General features: G+C 61.4%; 17 protein-coding genes. 10 read left to right on the plus strand and 7 right to left on the minus strand.

The window, feature by feature from the left end; translation table 11 throughout:
- The first annotated feature begins 254 nt into the window (after positions 1-254).
- Positions 255-2,093, plus strand: a complete 1,839-nt coding sequence (gene ilvD / locus ACIPSK_RS31440) for a dihydroxy-acid dehydratase (protein ID WP_162119325.1) — start codon at positions 255-257, stop codon at positions 2,091-2,093.
- 56 nt (positions 2,094-2,149) lie between these two features.
- Here ilvD and ACIPSK_RS31445 read toward each other — a convergent pair whose 3' ends face one another.
- Positions 2,150-2,503, minus strand: a complete 354-nt coding sequence (locus ACIPSK_RS31445; RefSeq protein ID WP_162119324.1) for a lysozyme inhibitor LprI family protein — start codon at positions 2,501-2,503, stop codon at positions 2,150-2,152.
- Between the two features lie 23 nt (positions 2,504-2,526).
- Entirely contained in the window at positions 2,527-2,907 is a 381-nt protein-coding gene (locus ACIPSK_RS31450) for a YkvA family protein (protein ID WP_162119323.1), read from the minus strand.
- A gap of 256 nt (positions 2,908-3,163) precedes the next feature.
- Here ACIPSK_RS31450 and ACIPSK_RS31455 point away from each other — a divergent pair, with 256 nt between their 5' ends.
- Positions 3,164-4,567: a DegQ family serine endoprotease gene (locus ACIPSK_RS31455; RefSeq protein WP_162119322.1), complete on the plus strand. Its 1,404-nt coding sequence runs from the start codon at positions 3,164-3,166 to the stop codon at positions 4,565-4,567.
- Positions 4,564-5,880, plus strand: a complete 1,317-nt coding sequence (locus tag ACIPSK_RS31460; RefSeq protein WP_162119321.1) for a replication-associated recombination protein A — start codon at positions 4,564-4,566, stop codon at positions 5,878-5,880. Before ACIPSK_RS31455 ends, ACIPSK_RS31460 begins: the two co-directional genes overlap by 4 nt.
- A 12-nt stretch (positions 5,881-5,892) precedes the next feature.
- Here ACIPSK_RS31460 and ACIPSK_RS31465 read toward each other — a convergent pair whose 3' ends face one another.
- Positions 5,893-6,201, minus strand: coding sequence for a DUF1883 domain-containing protein (locus ACIPSK_RS31465; RefSeq protein ID WP_017963919.1), 309 nt, complete (start codon positions 6,199-6,201; stop codon positions 5,893-5,895).
- A gap of 396 nt (positions 6,202-6,597) precedes the next feature.
- On the opposite strand from ACIPSK_RS31465, the gene ACIPSK_RS31470 reads away from it, so the two are divergent.
- Positions 6,598-7,593: an alpha/beta fold hydrolase gene (locus tag ACIPSK_RS31470; RefSeq protein WP_210254231.1), complete on the plus strand. Its 996-nt coding sequence runs from the start codon at positions 6,598-6,600 to the stop codon at positions 7,591-7,593.
- 43 nt (positions 7,594-7,636) lie between these two features.
- Here the strand turns inward: ACIPSK_RS31470 and ACIPSK_RS31475 are convergent, their stop codons facing one another.
- Positions 7,637-8,641 carry a ketopantoate reductase family protein gene (locus ACIPSK_RS31475; RefSeq protein WP_162119320.1) on the minus strand — a complete coding sequence of 335 codons (1,005 nt, stop codon included), beginning with the start codon at positions 8,639-8,641 and terminating at the stop codon, positions 7,637-7,639.
- A 347-nt stretch (positions 8,642-8,988) separates the two neighbouring features.
- On the opposite strand from ACIPSK_RS31475, the gene ACIPSK_RS31480 reads away from it, so the two are divergent.
- Positions 8,989-9,963 carry an alpha/beta hydrolase gene (locus ACIPSK_RS31480; protein ID WP_210254232.1) on the plus strand — a complete coding sequence of 325 codons (975 nt, stop codon included), beginning with the start codon at positions 8,989-8,991 and terminating at the stop codon, positions 9,961-9,963.
- 54 nt (positions 9,964-10,017) lie between these two features.
- Here ACIPSK_RS31480 and ACIPSK_RS31485 read toward each other — a convergent pair whose 3' ends face one another.
- The 3 genes from ACIPSK_RS31485 to ACIPSK_RS31495 form a co-directional block, all read right to left on the minus strand.
- The gene (locus tag ACIPSK_RS31485) at positions 10,018-10,641 is read right to left on the minus strand and encodes a carboxymuconolactone decarboxylase family protein (RefSeq protein WP_162119318.1); all 624 of its coding nucleotides are present in this window, start codon (positions 10,639-10,641) and stop codon (positions 10,018-10,020) included.
- Between the two features lie 63 nt (positions 10,642-10,704).
- Positions 10,705-12,240 carry a sensor histidine kinase gene (locus tag ACIPSK_RS31490; protein ID WP_162119317.1) on the minus strand — a complete coding sequence of 512 codons (1,536 nt, stop codon included), beginning with the start codon at positions 12,238-12,240 and terminating at the stop codon, positions 10,705-10,707.
- 253 nt (positions 12,241-12,493) lie between these two features.
- On the minus strand, positions 12,494-12,898 hold the full coding sequence (locus ACIPSK_RS31495) for an Imm6 family immunity protein (protein WP_017963926.1): 405 nt from the start codon (positions 12,896-12,898) through the stop codon (positions 12,494-12,496).
- Positions 12,899-13,271: 373 nt separating this feature from the next.
- Between ACIPSK_RS31495 and ACIPSK_RS31500 the strand changes: the two genes are divergently transcribed.
- The 5 genes from ACIPSK_RS31500 to ACIPSK_RS31520 all read left to right on the plus strand — a co-directional run.
- Positions 13,272-14,318 (plus strand): LacI family DNA-binding transcriptional regulator, encoded by a 1,047-nt coding sequence (locus ACIPSK_RS31500; RefSeq protein WP_162119316.1) that lies wholly within the window; start codon positions 13,272-13,274, stop codon positions 14,316-14,318.
- A gap of 9 nt (positions 14,319-14,327) precedes the next feature.
- On the plus strand, positions 14,328-15,941 hold the full coding sequence (locus tag ACIPSK_RS31505; protein ID WP_162119315.1) for an acyl CoA:acetate/3-ketoacid CoA transferase: 1,614 nt from the start codon (positions 14,328-14,330) through the stop codon (positions 15,939-15,941).
- Entirely contained in the window at positions 15,934-16,713 is a 780-nt protein-coding gene (locus ACIPSK_RS31510) for an enoyl-CoA hydratase/isomerase family protein (RefSeq protein WP_162119314.1), read from the plus strand. Before ACIPSK_RS31505 ends, ACIPSK_RS31510 begins: the two co-directional genes overlap by 8 nt.
- Positions 16,713-18,233: an aldehyde dehydrogenase family protein gene (locus tag ACIPSK_RS31515; RefSeq protein ID WP_162119313.1), complete on the plus strand. Its 1,521-nt coding sequence runs from the start codon at positions 16,713-16,715 to the stop codon at positions 18,231-18,233. Before ACIPSK_RS31510 ends, ACIPSK_RS31515 begins: the two co-directional genes overlap by 1 nt.
- Before the next feature lie 88 nt (positions 18,234-18,321).
- Positions 18,322-18,890, plus strand: a 569-nt coding sequence (locus tag ACIPSK_RS31520; protein WP_446533097.1) for an ABC transporter substrate-binding protein, incomplete at its 3' end; no start/stop codon positions are given.

Below are 18,890 nucleotides of genomic sequence, written 5' to 3' on the forward strand. Positions count from 1 at the left end.
AATATTGCTGACGGGAAGCCAATTTTTTGTGTTCGGTCGTGATGGAATAGGCTGTAACAAAACGCCCCGTCGAACCGTATATGATCGATGGGTCTCATGGCGCTTCTCCCCGGCGTACCGGATTTGGGCTTCCCGGTAGTGACAGCCCCCGTCGATTGGATTAGGACAATTCCAAAAAGCAGCGTTTGCCCGGCCCGCAGGCTCCATGCCGCCCGGCTTCGCCTGATAATTCCGACACGTTGAGGAAGACACCGATGCCAGCTTACCGTTCCAGAACCACGACCCATGGCCGCAACATGGCCGGCGCCCGCGGCCTTTGGCGCGCCACGGGCATGAAGGATTCGGATTTCGGCAAGCCGATCATCGCCGTAGTGAATTCCTTCACCCAGTTCGTGCCCGGCCACGTGCACCTGAAGGACCTTGGCCAGCTCGTTGCCCGCGAAATCGAGGCGGCCGGCGGTGTCGCCAAGGAATTCAACACGATCGCCGTTGATGACGGCATCGCCATGGGCCATGACGGTATGCTTTATTCGCTGCCTTCGCGTGAGCTCATCGCCGACAGCGTCGAATACATGGTCAATGCCCATTGCGCCGACGCCATGGTCTGCATCTCCAACTGCGACAAGATCACCCCTGGCATGTTGATGGCGTCGCTGCGCCTTAATATCCCGACCGTCTTCGTTTCGGGCGGTCCGATGGAAGCCGGCAAGGTCGTGCTGCACGGCAAGACGCATGCGCTCGACCTCGTCGATGCCATGGTCGCCGCAGCCGATGACAAGATCAGCGACGAGGACGTCCAGACCATCGAACGCTCTGCCTGTCCGACCTGCGGCTCCTGCTCCGGCATGTTCACCGCCAATTCGATGAACTGCCTAACGGAAGCGCTCGGCCTTTCGCTGCCTGGCAACGGATCGACGCTTGCCACCCACGCCGACCGCAAGCGCCTCTTCGTCGAGGCCGGCCATCTGATCGTCGATCTCGCCCGCCGTTACTACGAGCAGGACGACGTCAAGGCGCTGCCGCGCACCATCGCCTCCAAGCAGGCCTTCGAGAATGCCATGGCGCTCGACATCGCCATGGGCGGCTCGACCAATACGGTCCTGCACATCCTTGCTGCCGCCCATGAAGGCGAGATCGATTTCACCATGACTGATATCGATGCGCTGTCGCGCCGGGTGCCATGTCTGTCGAAGGTCGCACCCGCCAAGAGCGATGTTCACATGGAAGACGTCCACCGCGCCGGCGGCATCATGTCGATCCTCGGCGAACTCGACAAAGGCGGTCTCTTGAACCGCGATTGCCCGACCGTCCATGCCGAGACGCTGGGCGATGCGATCGACCGCTGGGATATCACCCGCACGAACAGCGAAACCGTTCTCAACTTTTATCGCGCCGCTCCGGGTGGCATCCCGACCCAGGTCGCCTTCAGCCAGGAAGCCCGCTGGGATGATCTCGACACCGACCGCAAAAACGGCGTCATCCGCTCGGTCGAGCATCCCTTCTCTAAGGATGGTGGTCTTGCCGTGCTCAAGGGCAATCTTGCGATCGACGGCTGCATCGTCAAGACGGCCGGCGTCGATGAATCGATCCTGAAATTCTCCGGCCCCGCCCGCGTCTTCGAAAGCCAGGATTCCTCGGTCAAGGCGATCCTGGCCAACGAGGTGAAGGCCGGCGACGTCGTCGTCATCCGCTACGAAGGCCCGAAGGGCGGCCCAGGCATGCAGGAAATGCTCTATCCGACGAGCTATCTGAAGTCGAAGGGCCTCGGCAAGGCCTGTGCGCTCATCACCGACGGCCGCTTCTCCGGCGGCACTTCCGGCCTCTCGATCGGCCACGCCTCGCCGGAAGCGGCAAATGGCGGCACGATCGGCCTGGTGCGCGAAGGCGACATGATCGACATCGACATCCCCAACCGCACGATCAGCCTGCGTGTCAGCGAGACCGAACTTGCCGCCCGCCGCGCCGAGCAGGATGCCAAGGGCTGGTATCCCACAGAAGTCCGCAAGCGCAACGTCACCACCGCCCTGAAGGCCTATGCGGCCTTCGCAACGAGCGCCGATCGCGGCGCCGTGCGCGATCTGAACGCGCGGTAGGTCATCCACCTACGACCCGCTGATGAAGAGTCAGCTGCTCTTCCAATCGGTCGCTTTCAAAGCGGCCGGTTGATGTTTTTATAGGTCTCGCCGAGTTGCTTCAGCCGCTCGTCATAGGCAGCCTTGATGCAGACCGCATCCGCCCCGCATTCCTGCCGTTTCTTCAGCCAGGCCGTCTGTTCGTCCTGCAATGTTCCGCGCGAACCCATCGCCAGCAGGCCGGAGAGCAGCTCGAAGGTCGTCACCATCTTCACGTCGGCGTCGTTGAGCGCACGGTTGTCGCAGATCGTTTTCTCATCCGGCTTCAATTCTTTCGCGTCGCAATCGAAGCTTGCTGCCTGTGCCAGGTCCGATGCGATGAGCAGGATCGCAAAGCCGAGGGCCGCTATCGTCGTTCTTGTCGTGATCATTCATATGGTCCTATTGCCGTCGGTCAGGCGAGCTTGCGCAGTGCCAGAGCCAGGAAGATGACGCAGATCAGCCAGACGGCAAGGATGAAGATCAGTCCGACCCGGCCGGAGGGACGCTCGATGCGCCTTGTCGCCTCCATACGAAGCTCGTTCATCACCTCTACTGGCACGAGCTGGATCGCCAGCATGATGCCGAGCGGAACGATCAGGAGATCGTCGAGATAGCCGAGGATGGGGATGAAATCGGGGATGAGATCGATAGGCGACAGCGCGTAGGCGGCAACGCCGCCAGCCACCGCTTTGGCATACCATGGCACGCGCGGATCACGCGCGGCAAGCCACAGGGCCACGATGTCACGCTTCAGTGACTTCGCCCAGCTTTTGGCTTTTGATATCAGTCGCATGGCCAATCTTCCTGACTCAAATTCACAACGACTTCAACTTGTTTCCAAGACGTCCACTTGCCTTATTCTTCCATGCTTCCGCCCTCTTTCCTTTCTAGCGTCGGGCCTAGAACAGGATGATTTTAGGCCGGTTCGGCCTAAAGTCTGAATCCTGTTCGCAATTAAATAGTTAGAGCATGATGTCGTCCGAAAACCGCTCACACTTTTCGGCATCATGCTCTAAAACGTTCCTCAAGAGGATTCAAAAGGAATACCCATGCAAGGCTTTTTTAAGCGCGCGTCCGTCTCGCTGTTCGCTCTGATGCTCGTACTGCCGGCTGTCGCCCATGCGCAGACGGCAAAGACAGTGCCCGAAAGCCAGATGCAGATGCAGCTTTCCTTCGCGCCGCTCGTCAAACAGACCGCAGGCGCCGTCGTCAATGTCTATGCGGAGAAGACCGTCCAGCGCCAGTCGCCCTTTGCCGGCGACCCCTTCTTCGAGCAGTTTTTCGGCCAGCAGATGCCGAACCGTTCGGAAAAGCAGTCTTCGCTCGGTTCCGGCGTCATCGTCGAGGCGAACGGCACTGTCGTGACCAACAATCACGTCATCGAGGGCGCCGATGACATCAAGATTGCGCTGTCGGATGGCCGCGAATTCCCCTGCAAGGTGGTGCTGCGCGACGACCGAGTCGATCTCGCCGTGCTGAAGATCGACACCAAGGAGAGCTTTCCGACATTGCCGATCGGCAATTCCGACGCGGTCGAGGTCGGCGATCTCGTGCTGGCGATCGGCAACCCCTTCGGCGTCGGCCAGACGGTGACCAGCGGCATCGTCTCAGCACTTGCCCGCAACCAGGTGGTCAGGAACGAATTCGGCTTCTTCATCCAGACCGATGCCTCGATCAATCCCGGCAATTCCGGCGGCGCCTTGATGAACATGAAGGGCGAACTGATCGGCATCAACACGGCGATCTTCTCGCGCGGCGGCGGCTCGAACGGTATCGGTTTCGCCATCCCTGCCAATCTGGTCAAGGTCTTCCTCACCTCTGCCGATGCCGGCGTCAAATCCTTCGAACGGCCCTATGTCGGCGCAAGCTTCGATGCCGTGACCTCGGAAGTGGCTGAGGCGCTGGGGCTAAACAAGGCCCGCGGCGCACTCATCGTCAAGGTCTCGGAAGGCGGGCCGGCGGCCAAGGCCGGGCTGAAGGCTGGCGAAATCGTCACCGCCGTCGACGGAATTTCCGTCGAGCATCCCGATGCGCTGCTCTACCGGCTGACGACGGCCGGTCTCGGCAAATCGGTCAACCTCACCGTCATCGAGAATGGCCGCGAGCAGCAATTGCCGCTGGTGCTTGCCCGAGCCCCCGAAACTTCGCCGCGCGACCAGCGCACGATCGGCGGACATACGCCCTTTACCGGCGCCGTCGTCGAGAACCTGTCGCCGCGTGTCGCCGACGAGCTGCGCATGCCACCGGAATCGGCGGGCGTCGTCGTCTCCGAGGTGAAGGAGGAATCGCCTGCTGCCCGTCTCGGTTTCGAACCGAAGGATATCATCGTTTCGATCAATGGCACGGATGTGAAGTCGACCAGCGAATTGTCCGAAATCGCCGATAGCGACCCCGGCCTCTGGCGGGTCGAGATAGAGCGCGACGGCCAGCGCATCCGGCAATTCTTCCGATGAGCAACGATCTCTTCGCGCCGCGTGTTCCGGAAGAGGTCGCTGCCAGGCGGCCGCTTGCCGACCGGCTGCGGCCGAAGACGCTTGCCGAAGTCACCGGTCAGGAACACCTGACCGGTGAGGATGGCGTGCTGAAAAGGATGATCGAAAGCGGCTCGCTCGGCTCGATGATCTTCTGGGGTCCGCCCGGCACCGGCAAAACGACGGTGGCACGGCTGCTTTCGGGCGAGGCGGGCCTCGCCTTCGAGCAGATATCGGCGATCTTCTCCGGCGTCGCCGATCTGAAGAAGGTGTTCGAGACAGCCCGCTTGCGTCGTATGGACGGCCGTCAGACGCTGCTCTTCGTCGACGAGATCCATCGTTTCAACCGCGCCCAGCAGGACAGTTTCCTGCCCGTCATGGAGGATGGCACCGTCATCCTCGTCGGCGCCACCACCGAGAACCCATCCTTTGAGCTCAACGCCGCTCTGCTGTCGCGGGCCCGTGTGCTGACCTTCAAGTCGCATGACGAGGTGAGCCTTGAGGAACTGCTGAAGCGTGCTGAGGCGATCGAGCAGAAGCCGCTGCCGCTGACGGAGGATGCCCGCGTCAGCCTGATCCGCATGGCCGACGGCGACGGCCGCGCGGTGCTGACGCTCGCCGAAGAAGTCTGGCGGGCGGCGCGCGAAGGCGAGAGCTTCGATACCGAAGGCCTGACACGCATCGTCCAGCGCCGTGCCCCGGTCTACGACAAGGCGCAGGACGGCCACTACAACCTGATCTCGGCGCTGCATAAATCCGTACGCGGCTCGGATCCCGATGCCGCGCTCTATTATCTCGCCCGCATGTTCGATGCCGGCGAGGACCCGCTCTATCTCGGCCGGCGGCTGGTGCGCATGGCGGTGGAGGATATCGGTCTTGCGGATCCGCAGGCGCTGGTGATCTGTAACGCCGCCAAGGATGCCTATGAGTATCTCGGCTCGCCGGAAGGCGAGCTGGCGCTGGCGCAGGCCTGCGTCTACCTCGCCACCGCCCCGAAATCGAATGCCGTCTACACCGCCTTCAAGGCGGCAAGCCAGGCGGCAAAGCAGAACGGCTCGCTGTTGCCGCCGAAGCATATCCTCAACGCGCCGACCAAGCTGATGAAGGGCGAGGGTTACGGCGACGGCTACCGATACGACCACGACGAGCCGGATGCCTTTTCCGGCCAGGACTATTTCCCGGAGAAGATGGGTCGCCAGATCTTCTACGATCCGCCGGAGCGCGGCTTCGAGCGCGATATCCGCAAGCGGCTGGAATGGTGGGCAAAGCTTCGCAAGGAGCGCAATCCGCGCTGAAGCCCGGCGAACTCAGGAGGCGCGCGGCGTCTTTTGATTTGCCGGCGCGGCAATCACTTTGACGGACGATTCCGCAAGCCCGTGATGCCCTTCCATATCGACGATGACATGCCAGTGGCCGCTTTCCGGAACGGCGATCTTGATCGGCGATTTGCGCGCCACGCCGCCGATATATTTGAAATCGAGAACCTCGGTGAACCGCTGGAAATTCGGCGCCGTCATGAGGCGGACATTGTTCACCGCATTCAACGACACCTCGATGATCGTTCCGGCGCGTTGTTCCTTAAGATCGTAATGGGTGAAGCGGAAATTCGGTTTCATCGGTCTCGTGGCGTCTGAAGTCTCTGCGACGCGATTTTACCAGTATGTTGGTTAAGGAAAAGTTGGAACTCGGCCTTTCAGCTCACGTCTTCGCGCTCCGCCTCAGAGCACGCCGAAAATGACGTAGAGTTCGACACAGGCGAGCACTACGCCAAAGACGAGCAGCGCCTGGGCGGTGCGTTTCTCGCGCATCTGCTTACTGCCGCGGGTGATCCTGTGTGGGCGAGGGAACTGAAAACTGGAAGACCTGACATCTCGCATGGCATTTGACCTTTGCAGTGATGGCGAAAGTCTACTGCTGCGGCCGATAGGAAATCCATTCGGAGCGGGGCACGAAAATATAGAAATGGCATAAAGGCCGATGCGAGAAATTTCGAAGCGTGATGTCGGAAAGACATGAGCGCCGCCGTCCTTGCGGCATCGATGCAAACATGGAGCAAGGACATGTCGAAGATGACGCTGATTTCGATGATCGCAACCACTGCCGCATTCTTGGCCGTGCCCGATATGGCGGGTGCCGGCGGTGCCGCGCCTGTCACCGAGGAGAAGAAGGCCACCGCGCCGATCGTCAGGAAAGGCAGCGTGCCGGTCAACGGTATCGACTATTATTATGAGATCCGTGGCGAGGGTGAACCGCTGCTGCTGCTGCACGGCGGCCTCGGGCAGATCGAGATGTTCGCGCCGGTCATGCCTGTTTTCACCGACCACCGGCAGGTGATCGCCGTCGATCTGCAGGGCCATGGCCGCACGCCCCTCGGCAAACGGCCGATCGAGCTTCCGGCCATCGGCGCCGATCTCGCGATCCTGGTGAAGCAGCTCGGTTACGACAGGGTCGACGTCTTCGGCTATTCATTCGGCGGCGGGGTAGCGTTGAACATGGCGGCGAACGCGCCCGACCGGGTGCGTCGGCTGGTGATACTGTCGGCGCCTTATGCGCAGAACGGCTTCTTCCCGGAAATGCTGCCGCAGCAGGCGGCCGTCGGCGCCGGTATGGCCGACATGATGAAGGACACGCCGATGTTCCTCTCCTACAAGGCGGTAGCGCCTGACGTTTCCGAATTTCCGAAGCTGCTCGATGCCATGGGCGCCCTGATGCGCGAACCTATCGACTATAGCGATGCCGTCGCCAAGCTCACAATGCCGGTTCTGCTGATCTACGGCGATGCCGACATGATCCGGCCCGAGCATATGATCGACTTCTACCACAAGCTCGGCGGCGGTCTGCGCGATGCGGGCTGGATGCGGGAAAACATGTCGAAGAACCGGCTGGCGATCCTGCCCGATCTCACTCACTACGAGACCTTCGCCTCTCCTCTGATGGCGAATATGGCAATGACCTTCCTCGATGGCGGCGGCAAGGCGCCGAACTGGGCCGAGCAGGTCGGAAAGTAAGTGAAGACGGCCGGGCTCTCCCCGGCCGCCTTTCCCTCTGCGATCAGCTGCCGCGCTGGTTTTCCCGATCCAATTGCGTCACCAGCGCCAGGATCGTTTCCGAGACCGGGGTCGGCACGGCGCTCAGGCGTCCGAGCGCCACCACCATGCCGACCAGCGGCGTGATTTCGAGCGCCTTGCCGCCGATCAGATCCTGCAGCATCGACGTGCGCACGGCGCCGATATGGCGCGATTGTTCGAGCCGCTGCTCGACGGTCATGCTGAAACGCGCGCCCAAGGCCTCGCCGACGGCGCGGACCTCGTTCATCACCTTGCCGACTGTGGTCGAAAGTGCGGGATCTGCCATGATGTCGGTCATCAGCGCCCTGGTCAGCGCACTGATCGGGTTGAAGGCGGCGTTGCCCATCAGCTTGCTCCAGATCTCGTCGCGAATAACAGGCGTCGTCGTGATGTTGAGGCCGGCGTCGGTCAGCACCGCGGCGATCGCCTCGAGATCGGGCGAGATGTCGCCCGAGGGCTCGCCGAGCACGAAGCGGCCGTTGTTGGCAAGCTGGATCTCGCCGGGATTGATCACCTCTGCGCCCTGGTAAGCGACGCAGCCGATGACCCGTTCCGGCCCGATCAGCCGCCACAGCCTGCCGCCGGGATCGAGTTCGTCGAACTGCAGCTCGGCATGCCGGCTCTGGGTATCGCGGTGAAAATACCACCACGGAATGCCGTTGAGGATCATGACGACGCGTGTGCGCTCCTTGAGGAGGCCTGCAATGCCTTCGGCAGCAGGCGCCAGCTGATGCCCCTTAAGACCGGTGATGACGAGATCCTGCGGTGGCAATGTGCTGGGATCGTCGGTCGCAGTCAGGCGGACATTGAGCGGCCTTTCTGCATCGGCTTCGCGCAGCCTGAGACCGTTGTCACGGATGGCGTCGAGATGGGCTCCACGCGCGACGACGGAGATGGTGGCGGCGTTTGCGGCTTGGCTTGCAAGCTTGGCGGCGATAGCCCCGCCGAGTGCGCCAGCGCCATAGATGCAGATGGACTTGATGGACATGCTCGCCTCTTTACGGTGATGATCGAACCTAGATCTAGGTCATTCCAGACGTGAGGCGAATGCTAATTTGCCGCATGATGCGCTTTCCTGCGGTCACAGCGGCGCTGCCCGCCGGATCCCCGAGATCTGGGGATGCGACGGGCAATGCCGGTCTTCAGGCCGAGGTCGTTGCATCGCTCGGAAAATCGGGATTCGTATCCGTGACCCTTTTGACTCCGACGCCTGAACTGGCCAAAGATGCCCCATGGCCACCACGCCAACATCATCGGGAGAGGTTGATGAACCGTCGGATTTTGCCAACTGCCAATCGAAGAGGACCAAAGTGGCCCAGCGGTCTGTTTTCCGCGTTGGCTGTGCTGATGCTGCTCGCCTCGGCGGCGGTCGGGCGGGACATTGGGCCGCAAAGCCCAGCCTCGCGCGAGCAGGTCGAAAAACTCGTCGGCCTCTGGAAAGATCACTTTGCCGGCGCCGATAGCCTGCAGGAGCGGCGGACTGCTTTCAGGGCGCTGATGGAGGCGACGCCGGGGCCGACGCGCATCCAGGTTCGGCAGGTCGACGCCGACGGCGTCGATGCCGAGTTGATGTGGCCCGCTCGCCTTCATCATCCGATCGGCCAAAGGGTGATCCTCTATATTCATGGCGGCGGCTTTTCCAGTGGCTCGATCCGCACGCACAGCCTGCTTGCCGGCTCGCTCGCCAAAGCCGCATCCAGCGACGTTTTTCTCATCGATTATCGGCTGATGCCCGAATATGGTTATCCCTCGCAGATCAACGACGCGCTGACGGCCTATCGCTGGCTTCTCGACAATGGCTATCGGAGCGAGAACGTGGTCGTGGCGGGAGACGGCGCCGGCGGCAACATCGCGATCGAGACGGTGCTGCGGCAGATGCAGGCGGCAAAGCCGTTGCCGGCGGCGGTGATTGCGCTCAGCCCCATCACCGATCTTGCCGCGACGGGCGGATCGATGACGACAAATGCCGAAAGCGATCCGCTGGTCGACAAGGCCTGGGTCGAGACCTTGCGCAAGCCCTATCTCGGCAGCCGGTCTCCGGCCGATCCCCGGGTATCGCCGCTCTATGCCGACATGACCGGCTTTCCGCCGCTGCTGCTGCAGGTCGGCTCCGGCGAAGTCCTGCTGGACGACACGCTGCGGCTCGCCGACAAGGCGCGCCAGGCGGGCGTGGATGTCACCACCGAGGTCTGGCCGGGCATGCCCCATCAGTGGCAGCTGTTTCCGTCGCTGCTCGACGATGCCGATCGGTCGAGCCAGAATATCGCCGAGTTTGCGATCCGGCATTTTGCCGACAAACCGCAGGAGTAGAGGCGGAGAAGTAGAAGTCGTAAGAGCAGCCCCCGGACATCCTCCGTCATCACATCATTGCTGTGTGCCGCGGGACGGTGAGGGCGCCAGAGGCCGCTCGACCTCTCGGCCGACGCTGAGCGCCTTTCGCACGTTCGGCTCCAGCCGTTCGATATAGGCGTGGTCGGGTGCAGCGCCCAGCGCATCCAGCATTTTCGAGAAGAAACATCGGGCCGCTGCCGCTGCCGTGACGTCGAAGATCTCGGCATCGCTCAGGCCCTGTTTCTTCAGCCCGTCTATATCCTGCTGCGTGACCGACGTCGCATCGCGCGTCACCTTGGCGGCAAAAGCCATGATCGCGCGTTCGCCGGCATCGATCGGCGCCTTCTCCGTCTCGTTGACAACAGCCGTCAACCCATCGCCGGTGAAACCCTCGCGCAACAGCACCGAGCCGTGCGCCAGCATGCAATATGAGGATTTCAGCTCCTTGGCCGCGGCCAGCGTCACCAGTTCGTAGCGCCTGAGGCTCATATAGCCGCGAATGCTCGAAAGCAGCGCCGCCCAGCTCTCCATCACCTCAGGCCGGTGGCCGAAGGCTCGATACATGTTCGGCAGATAACCATAATTCGCCTCGGCGGACGCATACATCGCTGTCGTCTTCTCGCTGGCGGATGCATTGGGGGTGTGAATGAAAGCCATGGTGTGATCCTCCTCTGTCGTAAGAAGGATAGGGTAGATATGCAGGACAGCAATCCTGAAACATCAGGCGGCGTTATTGGCTGCGGAAGCGTCGCCGTTTCTCTTGATTGGAAGCGTTACGGTGAATGTCGATCCGCATCCTCTTGCGCTTCGAACCTCAATCGAGCCGTTGTGCAGTTCGATGATCTGCTTCACCAGATTGAGGCCGATCCCGGTTCCGGCAATCCCGGTCGAAGTCCGGGCCCGAAAATAGCGCTGGAACAGCCGCGGCACGTCTTCGGCATCGATCCCCACTCCATCGTCGCTGATCGAAACTTTGACGTTTCCCGGCTCTGCCCATGCCGTGACGCGAATTTCGCAGGTTCCGGGCGCGTATTTGACGGCATTGGAAAGCAGGTTGGTAAAGACCTGTGCCAACGTCCGAGGATCGGCATCGATGAACTCCGGCAGCCCATCGATATCCAACACAAAGCTGTGCGATTTTGCGATCGTCGACTGCCGCTCGCAACAGGTTTTTATCAACGATCTCAATGCGCAGGCGTCGTAATTGATATCGATCTTGCCGGTATCGAGGCGTCCGGCTGACAGGATGCTCTCCATGAGATCGACAATCCGGGTCACCGATGCGCGGATTTGATCGACCTTGTCGCTGAGAAATTCGGGTTCGACCGCCCCTCTTTTTCGCAGCAGCCGCTGGGCAGCAGCGTCGATAATTGCAAGCGGCGTCCTGAATTCATGGGATGCCATCGCCACGAACTGCCGCTGCAGTTCGTTGATGTTCCGCTCCTGCGCCAGCATTCGCTCGAGTTCGCGCGCCTGCCGCTCGACTTCAGCCGTGCGGCTCTTCACCGTCGCTTCGAGCTGATCGTGATGCCGGCGCAGCTCTTCGGCCAGCCGGACGGTCTTGGTGACGTCCTCATGGGTGGCCACGTATCCACCGTTTTGCATCGGATTGTGAGTGATCTTGATAACGCGCCCATCGGCCAGGAGGATGTTCTGGCTGGCCGGCGCACCGCGGGTTGTCGCTTCGAAGACTACATCAAAATAGGTCGTGGTATCGGCCGGGCCATTTCCCTCCTGGCTGCGATAGGCCAGGATATCCACAAGTGGCGTTCCCGGTTGCGTGAGAAGGTCCGGCAGATTGTACATCCGTGCATAGGAGGCGTTGCACAGGATGAGGTTCTTTGTCGAATCGAACATGCACAGCCCATGCGGCATATTGCTGAAGGCTGCGTCGAACCGGCGATGTTGCTCGGTCAGGCTGTCTTCGACGCGAATGAGAATCGAGATGTCTTCATAGCTGAGGATCCAGCCCCCATCCCTCGACGGGGCACAGGTCAGTGAGACCATCCCTCCGTCGGAAAGGGCAAACTGAGACGTGGGCGGTCCACCGACCATCGACCGGCGGGATGCCACTGCACGGCAGTCTGCAGTGCCCGGCAATCCGTCGATATTCATGCCTTCGCGGATAGCTCCTTGCGGAAGGCCCAGAATGTCCAACGTGCGTGAATTGAAAGCCGTCACTGTACCGGCAGGATCAAGCAGGACAATGCCCTGAGGCAGGCTCTCCAGAATGGATTCAAACGAGTGTGACATCATCCGGCCCTGCTTGAGTTCTGGCGGGTTGCACGTATCCGTAGCATTCGTCACAAACGATAAAGTTTCGCTAATGTCGATCGGCGGAAATTCCTCGACGGAAACCGGAAGATCCTCCTGTCGTTTTGCGATGGTCGAACCAGCGTTCCAGGGATGTTCAAGCTCGTATCGAGAGGCGTGGGACGACCCTCGACCGTCTCCCAAAATGTCCACAAATTCGTGGAAAGCCGATATAGAGGGGATCGTGCGCTCGGTTTTAGCCGAGTTTGGCCAGTTGTTCGTCTAGAAGGTCAAGGCTGTCCTCTCCGACCTCGTTGACGTCACTTGGCATGGGCTCGCCGATCTCCTGGTAAACAAGCCAGGCGACATACATGGTTGCCGTCGTCAGGGCGTTCCAGCCGTCTTCGCTGGGTTTTCCGGCTGCCTCGGAGAGCCGACGGAGCGTCCCGCGCTCATCGTCGCTGTAGATAAGATCGGCGAAGTCTCGGCCCATCAGGTGTGCGCCATCACCCCAAGTGCGGATTGCCGCCAAGGCGGCTTCGGCTTCGGGCGCGTGGGGTTCGGTGCGCTCGATTTGTGCGACCAAGGACGCGGCGACGGCTGCCAAGCGTCGTGCTTGTTCGCGTGGTGGCAGAACGGTCAACTCGGCGCGCAGTTTCATGTCGCCATGTCCTCCACTGGGTTTGTCGCAAAGTTTATCAACACAGAATAGAAGCCCCCCTGCTTTTCTCAGAAGGTCTTGTCGCTTCGACGGAAATAACGGACGAGCCCGAATTTTCCACATTTTTGCAGCCAACGCATCTGTCGGTCGTGCGCCACCTACGATTTTCCAGTCAAAAAACATCGACATAGGCTTCTCAGCCAAGGTCAATCTTTAGACCGTTCCAATTTCTACGATGGGATTCCGGCGGTAGGAGAAGGCCGAAATTTGCCAAAGAATGGCTAGTTGATAACAATCCGTACAAATTTCTCTTGACAGAATTGGAACGTTCCAAATATTTAATGATCAGTCGACGTTGGCGTCGGGAGGGGAAATGACACAGGCGCGGGTAACCGTCATCGACATTGCGAAAGCCGCCGGCGTCTCGAAATCGACGGTTTCGCTGGTGCTTCAGGGTTCCTCCCTGGTCAATGAGGGGACGCGTTCCAAGGTCAATGCGGTAATGCGCGAGCTGGGCTATGTCTACAATCGCGGCGCCGCCAATCTTCGGCAGGCCGGTGCCAAGTCGCGGATCATCGGGGTCGTCGTCAACGACCTGACGAATAGCTTCTTCGCGGAACTGGCGGTCGGCGTCGATATAGTCGTTCAGTCGGCCGGATTCGTGCAGTTCCTGTCGAACACCAGTGAGAGCATCGATAGGCAGCGCGAGGTTGTCGCATCGATGCGGGAACATGGCATTTCTGGGCTCATCGTGTCGCCGGCGCGCGCCACCGATGCCGCAGACTTCAAGCCGCTTGTCGCCGCGGGGATTCCGGTGGTGGTCGTCGTGCGAAACCTGCCTGGCGCCAAAGTCTCTTCCGTCGTCTCCGACAACCAGGCTGGCATGATGTCCGCGGTCAAGCACCTGGCGGAGCTCGGTCACCAGCGCATCGCTTTTCTCGGCGGCTTCCCAGATACCGCCGTCTTCGACGACCGCCTTGCCGGTTACCGAAGCGGCATGGAGGCAGCCGGGCTCGTCTATCACCAAGACCTTGTCATCTCGTCCGCGCCTTCGCGAGCCGGCGGGGTAGAGGCGATCGGAAAAGCACTCGTTCTTGCCGACAAACCTACGGCAGCCGTCTGCTTCAACGATGCCGTCGCTTTCGGTGTTTGCGACGGATTGCGTGCGCGCCGTCTGGAGCCCGGCTCCGACTTCGCCGTCGTGGGCTTCGACGATGTCATCGAGGCTCAGGCGGCGGTTCCCGCGCTCACGACGGTCTCGGTCGATCCGCAGGGCATCGGGCGCCGCGGCGCGCAGCTGCTTCTGAAGCAGATCAATGCGGGCAAGGCCGAGGCGGAGACGGTGACCACAGCCGTGCGGCTGGTTGTTCGCGAGAGCTGCGGAGCCCGCAGGAGCGTAAAAATTGAAACAGGACTCTGAGTAGCGCTGATGAAGAAGCATCTTACCCCCACCGAAGCGGCCGCGCTGATCCCGGATGGCGCTGTTGTAACGGTGTCTTCCTCGAGCGGTCTCGGTTGCCCGGACCTCATGCTGAAGGCGATTGGCGAACGTTTCGATGCGACCGGCCATCCCCGGGATATTACGACCCTTCATCCTATCGCTGCCGGCGACATGAGCGGCATCAAGGGCGTCGATTACATCGCCAAGAAGGGTCTGCTCAAGCGCATCGTCGGTGGTTCCTATCCGTCCGGGCCGTCGTCGTCAGAGCCGCCGCTGATCTGGCAGATGATCACCAACAACGAAATCCCGGCCTACAACATTCCCTCGGGCATCCTCTTCGATATTCACCGCGAGGCCGCCGCGAAGCGGCCGGGCGTTCTGACCAAGATCGGCATCGACACATTCGTCGATCCAGAGCGGCAGGGTTGCGCGATGAACGGCCTGGCTTCAGAGCATCCGGTGGTCAAGCGCGTGCGCTTCGAGGGCGATGACTGGCTGTTCTTTCCCTCGATCGTCCCTGAGGTCGCCATCATCCGCGCTACCACCGCCGACGAGCGCGGCAACCTGACATACGAACATGAAGGCGCCTATCTCGGCGGCCTCGATCAGGCGCTGGCGGCGCGCAACAACGGCGGCATTGTCATCGCGCAGGTCAAACGGATCACCAAGGAGGGTTCGCTGAAGCCCCATGACGTCCGGGTGCCTGGAATGTTGGTCGATTATGTGGTCGTCGATCCGGAACAGAAGCAGACGACGCAGACGGGGTACGATCCGGCAATTTCCGGGGAGATCTTCCGCCCGCTCGATAGCTTCAGCGTTCCGGAATTCAATGTCCAAAAAGTCATCGCGCGTCGCGTCGCGCAGGAACTGCAAGCGGGAAGCTGCGTCAATCTCGGCTTCGGCATATCGGCCAACGTTCCGCGCATCCTGCTGGAGGAAGGGCTTCACGGCGCGGTCACCTGGGTCATCGAGCAGGGCGCCGTCGGTGGCGTGCCGCTACTCGACTTCGCCTTTGGCTGCGCCTCGAACGCCGACGCCTACATGCCGTCTCCCTATCAGTTCACCTATTTCCAGGGTGCAGGCTTCGATGCGTCGCTGCTCTCCTTCCTCGAGATCGGCAAAGACGGTTCGGTCAACGTCTCCAAGCTTTCCTTCCGGCCGCATGTAACGGCTGGCGCCGGAGGTTTCGTCGACATCACCGCGCGCGCGAAGAAGATCGTCTTCTCCGGCATGTTCAATGCCGGAGCGAAGCTTTCGGTCGCCGATGGAGCTCTTCTGATCGAGAAGGAAGGCAAGCTGAAGAAACTCGTGAACGAGGTCGAACACGTCACCTTCAGCGGCAGGCGCGCGATCGAGCAGGGGCAGGAGATCGCCTATGTCACCGAGCGGTGCGTGATGAAGCTGACGCCCGATGGCGTCGTCCTCACCGAGATCGCCCCAGGCGTCGATCTCCAGTCCCACATCCTCGATCAGTCGGAGTTTCCGCTGATCGTGGCGCCCGACCTGAAGGTCATGGACACGGCGCTCTTCGCGGAGGCAGCGATCGGCCTGTCGCTTCCAGAAAAAAAGGCACGGACGCTGGAGGGCAGCTTCCATGGCTAGCGGAACCGTCAGAATTGACGTCGATGGACACGTTGCGACGCTGACGATTTCTCGTCCGGAGAAGCTGAACGCGCTCGACCTGGACATGCTGAAAGCGCTGGCAGATGCAGCCGACGAGGTGGAGGCGAACGCCAACGTGCGCGCTGCAATTCTCACGGGCGAAGGAAAGGGCTTTTCCGCCGGCGGCGATATCAAGGCCTGGGGCGGAATGTTGCCTCAGGAGTTCGGTCATCTCTGGGTTCGCCACGGCCACCGTATTTTCGAAAGACTGGCGACGCTCCGGATGCCGCTGATCGCGGCTCTGAATGGCCATGCCCTCGGGGGAGGGCTTGAACTTGCAGGGGTCGCTGACATTCGCCTCGCAGAGGAACAGATTAAGATCGGTCTGCCGGAAACCGGCCTTGGAATGGTCCCGGGCTGGTCCGGGACCCAGCGTCTCGTGCGCCGGTTGGGGGCGCAGGCCGTCCGGCGCATGGCCCTGGGTGGCGAAATATTCACTGCCGAAGAGGCGCGTACGCTCGGCATCGTGGACGCAGTCGTTCCGACCGGGAAGGCGCTCGCTGCCGCCAGGGAATATGCTCAGCGGCTTGCCACCAGGGGGCCGGCTGCGACCGAGATCGCGAAGTTGATGATCGCATCGGCAAACGGCGAAGACAACGGAACCGCGGTCGAAGCCCTGGGCTCGATCCTCGCTGCGAAGACCGGCGATCTGAAGGAGGGCGTCGCATCGTTCAGCGAGAAGCGCCCGGCAACGTTCAAGGGAGAATGGTAATGACGGTTCTCGTCAACCCCACCGCGCTCAGCGACCACAAAGCGCGTGATTTCAAGATGCTCATCGATGGCAATTGGGAGGCAGGCCGCTCCGATCCGATCGAGCGCGTCGCGCCAAGCCATGGTGTCGTGGTCAGCCGATTTCCGACCGGCAGCAGAAAGGACGCCGAGCGTGCGATTTCCGCGGCACGCAAGGCGTTCGATCTCGGATCGTGGCCCCGGATGACCGCTGCCGAACGTTCCGCCATCCTGCTCAAGGCAGCCGATCTGATCGCGGCGCGCGCAGAGGAGCTGGCATTTCTCGATGCGATCGAGGCGGGAAAGCCGATTACGCAGGTGCGTGGAGAAATTGCAGGCTCCGTCGACATATGGCGCTACGCGGCGGCGCTTGCCCGTGACCTCCACGGAGAGAGCTACAACACGCTCGGCGATGGCACGCTCGGCGTGGTCCTGCGCGAAGCGATCGGCGTGGTGTCGATCATCACGCCTTGGAATTTTCCGTTCCTGATCGTCGGCCAGAAGCTGCCATTCGCCTTGGCCGCTGGCTGCACGACCGTCGTCAAGCCTTCGGAGCTGACCTCAGGGTCGACGCTGGTGCTGGGAGAAATCCTGCAGGAGGCAGGCATTCCGGATGGCGTCGTCAATATTGTCACCGGTACGGGACCTGAGGTCGGCGCGGTCATGACGTCCCATCCCGACGTTGACATGGTGTCCTTCACCGGCTCGACCGGCGTCGGAAAACTGACGATGTCGAATGCCGCACAGACGCTGAAAAAGGTCTCGTTGGAACTGGGTGGGAAAAACCCGCAGATCGTGTTCCCGAATGCCGATCTCGATGCCTTCATCGATGCCGCGGTTTTCGGCGCATATTTCAATGCCGGCGAGTGCTGCAATGCCGGTTCGCGGCTGATCCTTCACAAATCAATCGCTTCCGATGTCGTCGAGCGGATCGCCGAGTTGTCGAAGGCGGTGAAGGTCGGCGACCCGCTCGATCCTTCGACGCAGGTCGGCGCCATCATCACGCCGCAGCATCTGGAGAAGATATCAGGATACGTCGCCGTCGCGAGGGGCAGCGGCGCCCGGATCGCGCATGGCGGCGAGACGCTCGATCTCGGCATGGGGCAGTTCATGTCGCCGACGGTCCTCGAAGCAGTCACCCCCGATATGGCCGTGGCGCGCGAGGAAGTCTTTGGGCCGGTGCTTTCGGTCCTGACATTCGAGACATCTGCCGAAGCAATCAGGATTGCAAATTCCATCGACTATGGCCTGTCGGCCGGTGTCTGGAGCCGCGATTTCGACACGTGCCTGACGATCGGCCGGTCGGTGCGGGCGGGAACAGTCTGGATGAACACCTTCATGGACGGCGCCTCGGAACTTCCCTTTGGCGGTTACAAGCAAAGCGGCCTCGGCCGTGAGCTCGGCCGCCACGCGGTCGAAGATTACACCGAGACCAAGACGCTCAACATGCATATCGGCAAGCGCACCAATTGGTGGATGCCGCAGACGGAAAGGCCGGCTTAGCCGGCGGACGAACTACGCTCGAGGAGGGCGGGTGATTGGTGCGGGAATGGGTCCCGCATCTTCCAAACTGGAACTGGGAGGTTCTTCGATGAACAGGTTTTTGACCACGACCGCAATGATCGCATTGGCTCTGGCCGGCGCCAGCGTGTCCGCACGCGCCGCCGACGTCAAGGAAGTGCAGATGCTGCACTGGTGGACGTCGGGCGGCGAGGCAGCGGCGCTGAACGTTCTGAAGCAGGATCTTTCGAAGGAAGGGTATGCCTGGAAGGACGTGCCGGTTGCCGGCGGTGGCGGCGATGCGGCGATGACGGCGCTGAAGGCGATGGTGGCGGCGGGTACCTATCCGACGGCCTCGCAGATGCTGGGTTATACCGTGCTCGATTATGCCCAGGCCGGCGTCATGGGCGATCTGACGGAGACGGCGAAGAAGGAAGGCTGGGACAAGTCGGTTCCGGCGGCCCTGCAGAAGTTCTCGGTTTATGACGGCAAGTGGGTTGCAGCCCCCGTCAACGTCCATTCGGTCAACTGGCTGTGGATCAACAAGGCGGTGATGGACAAGATCGGCGGCACCCAGCCGAAGACCTTCGACGAACTGATCGCGCTGCTCGACAAGGCCAAGGCTGCTGGCGTCATCCCGCTGGCGCTTGGCGGCCAGAA

This window comes from Rhizobium sp. LARHSG275 (assembly GCF_052871115.1).

Coding starts and splice junctions, on each gene's coding strand:
- ACIPSK_RS31485 (WP_162119318.1), bottom strand. CDS start 10,641: ATGGCTTTCATTCACACCCCCAATGCATCCGCCAGCGAGAAGACGACA.
- ACIPSK_RS31510 (WP_162119314.1), top strand. CDS start 15,934: ATGGCTAGCGGAACCGTCAGAATTGACGTCGATGGACACGTTGCGACG.
- ACIPSK_RS31495 (WP_017963926.1), bottom strand. CDS start 12,898: ATGAAACTGCGCGCCGAGTTGACCGTTCTGCCACCACGCGAACAAGCA.
- ACIPSK_RS31490 (WP_162119317.1), bottom strand. CDS start 12,240: ATGATGTCACACTCGTTTGAATCCATTCTGGAGAGCCTGCCTCAGGGC.
- ACIPSK_RS31460 (WP_162119321.1), top strand. CDS start 4,564: ATGAGCAACGATCTCTTCGCGCCGCGTGTTCCGGAAGAGGTCGCTGCC.
- ACIPSK_RS31475 (WP_162119320.1), bottom strand. CDS start 8,641: ATGTCCATCAAGTCCATCTGCATCTATGGCGCTGGCGCACTCGGCGGG.
- ilvD (WP_162119325.1), top strand. CDS start 255: ATGCCAGCTTACCGTTCCAGAACCACGACCCATGGCCGCAACATGGCC.
- ACIPSK_RS31455 (WP_162119322.1), top strand. CDS start 3,164: ATGCAAGGCTTTTTTAAGCGCGCGTCCGTCTCGCTGTTCGCTCTGATG.
- ACIPSK_RS31445 (WP_162119324.1), bottom strand. CDS start 2,503: ATGATCACGACAAGAACGACGATAGCGGCCCTCGGCTTTGCGATCCTG.
- ACIPSK_RS31500 (WP_162119316.1), top strand. CDS start 13,272: ATGACACAGGCGCGGGTAACCGTCATCGACATTGCGAAAGCCGCCGGC.
- ACIPSK_RS31515 (WP_162119313.1), top strand. CDS start 16,713: ATGACGGTTCTCGTCAACCCCACCGCGCTCAGCGACCACAAAGCGCGT.
- ACIPSK_RS31470 (WP_210254231.1), top strand. CDS start 6,598: ATGAGCGCCGCCGTCCTTGCGGCATCGATGCAAACATGGAGCAAGGAC.
- ACIPSK_RS31505 (WP_162119315.1), top strand. CDS start 14,328: ATGAAGAAGCATCTTACCCCCACCGAAGCGGCCGCGCTGATCCCGGAT.
- ACIPSK_RS31450 (WP_162119323.1), bottom strand. CDS start 2,907: ATGCGACTGATATCAAAAGCCAAAAGCTGGGCGAAGTCACTGAAGCGT.
- ACIPSK_RS31465 (WP_017963919.1), bottom strand. CDS start 6,201: ATGAAACCGAATTTCCGCTTCACCCATTACGATCTTAAGGAACAACGC.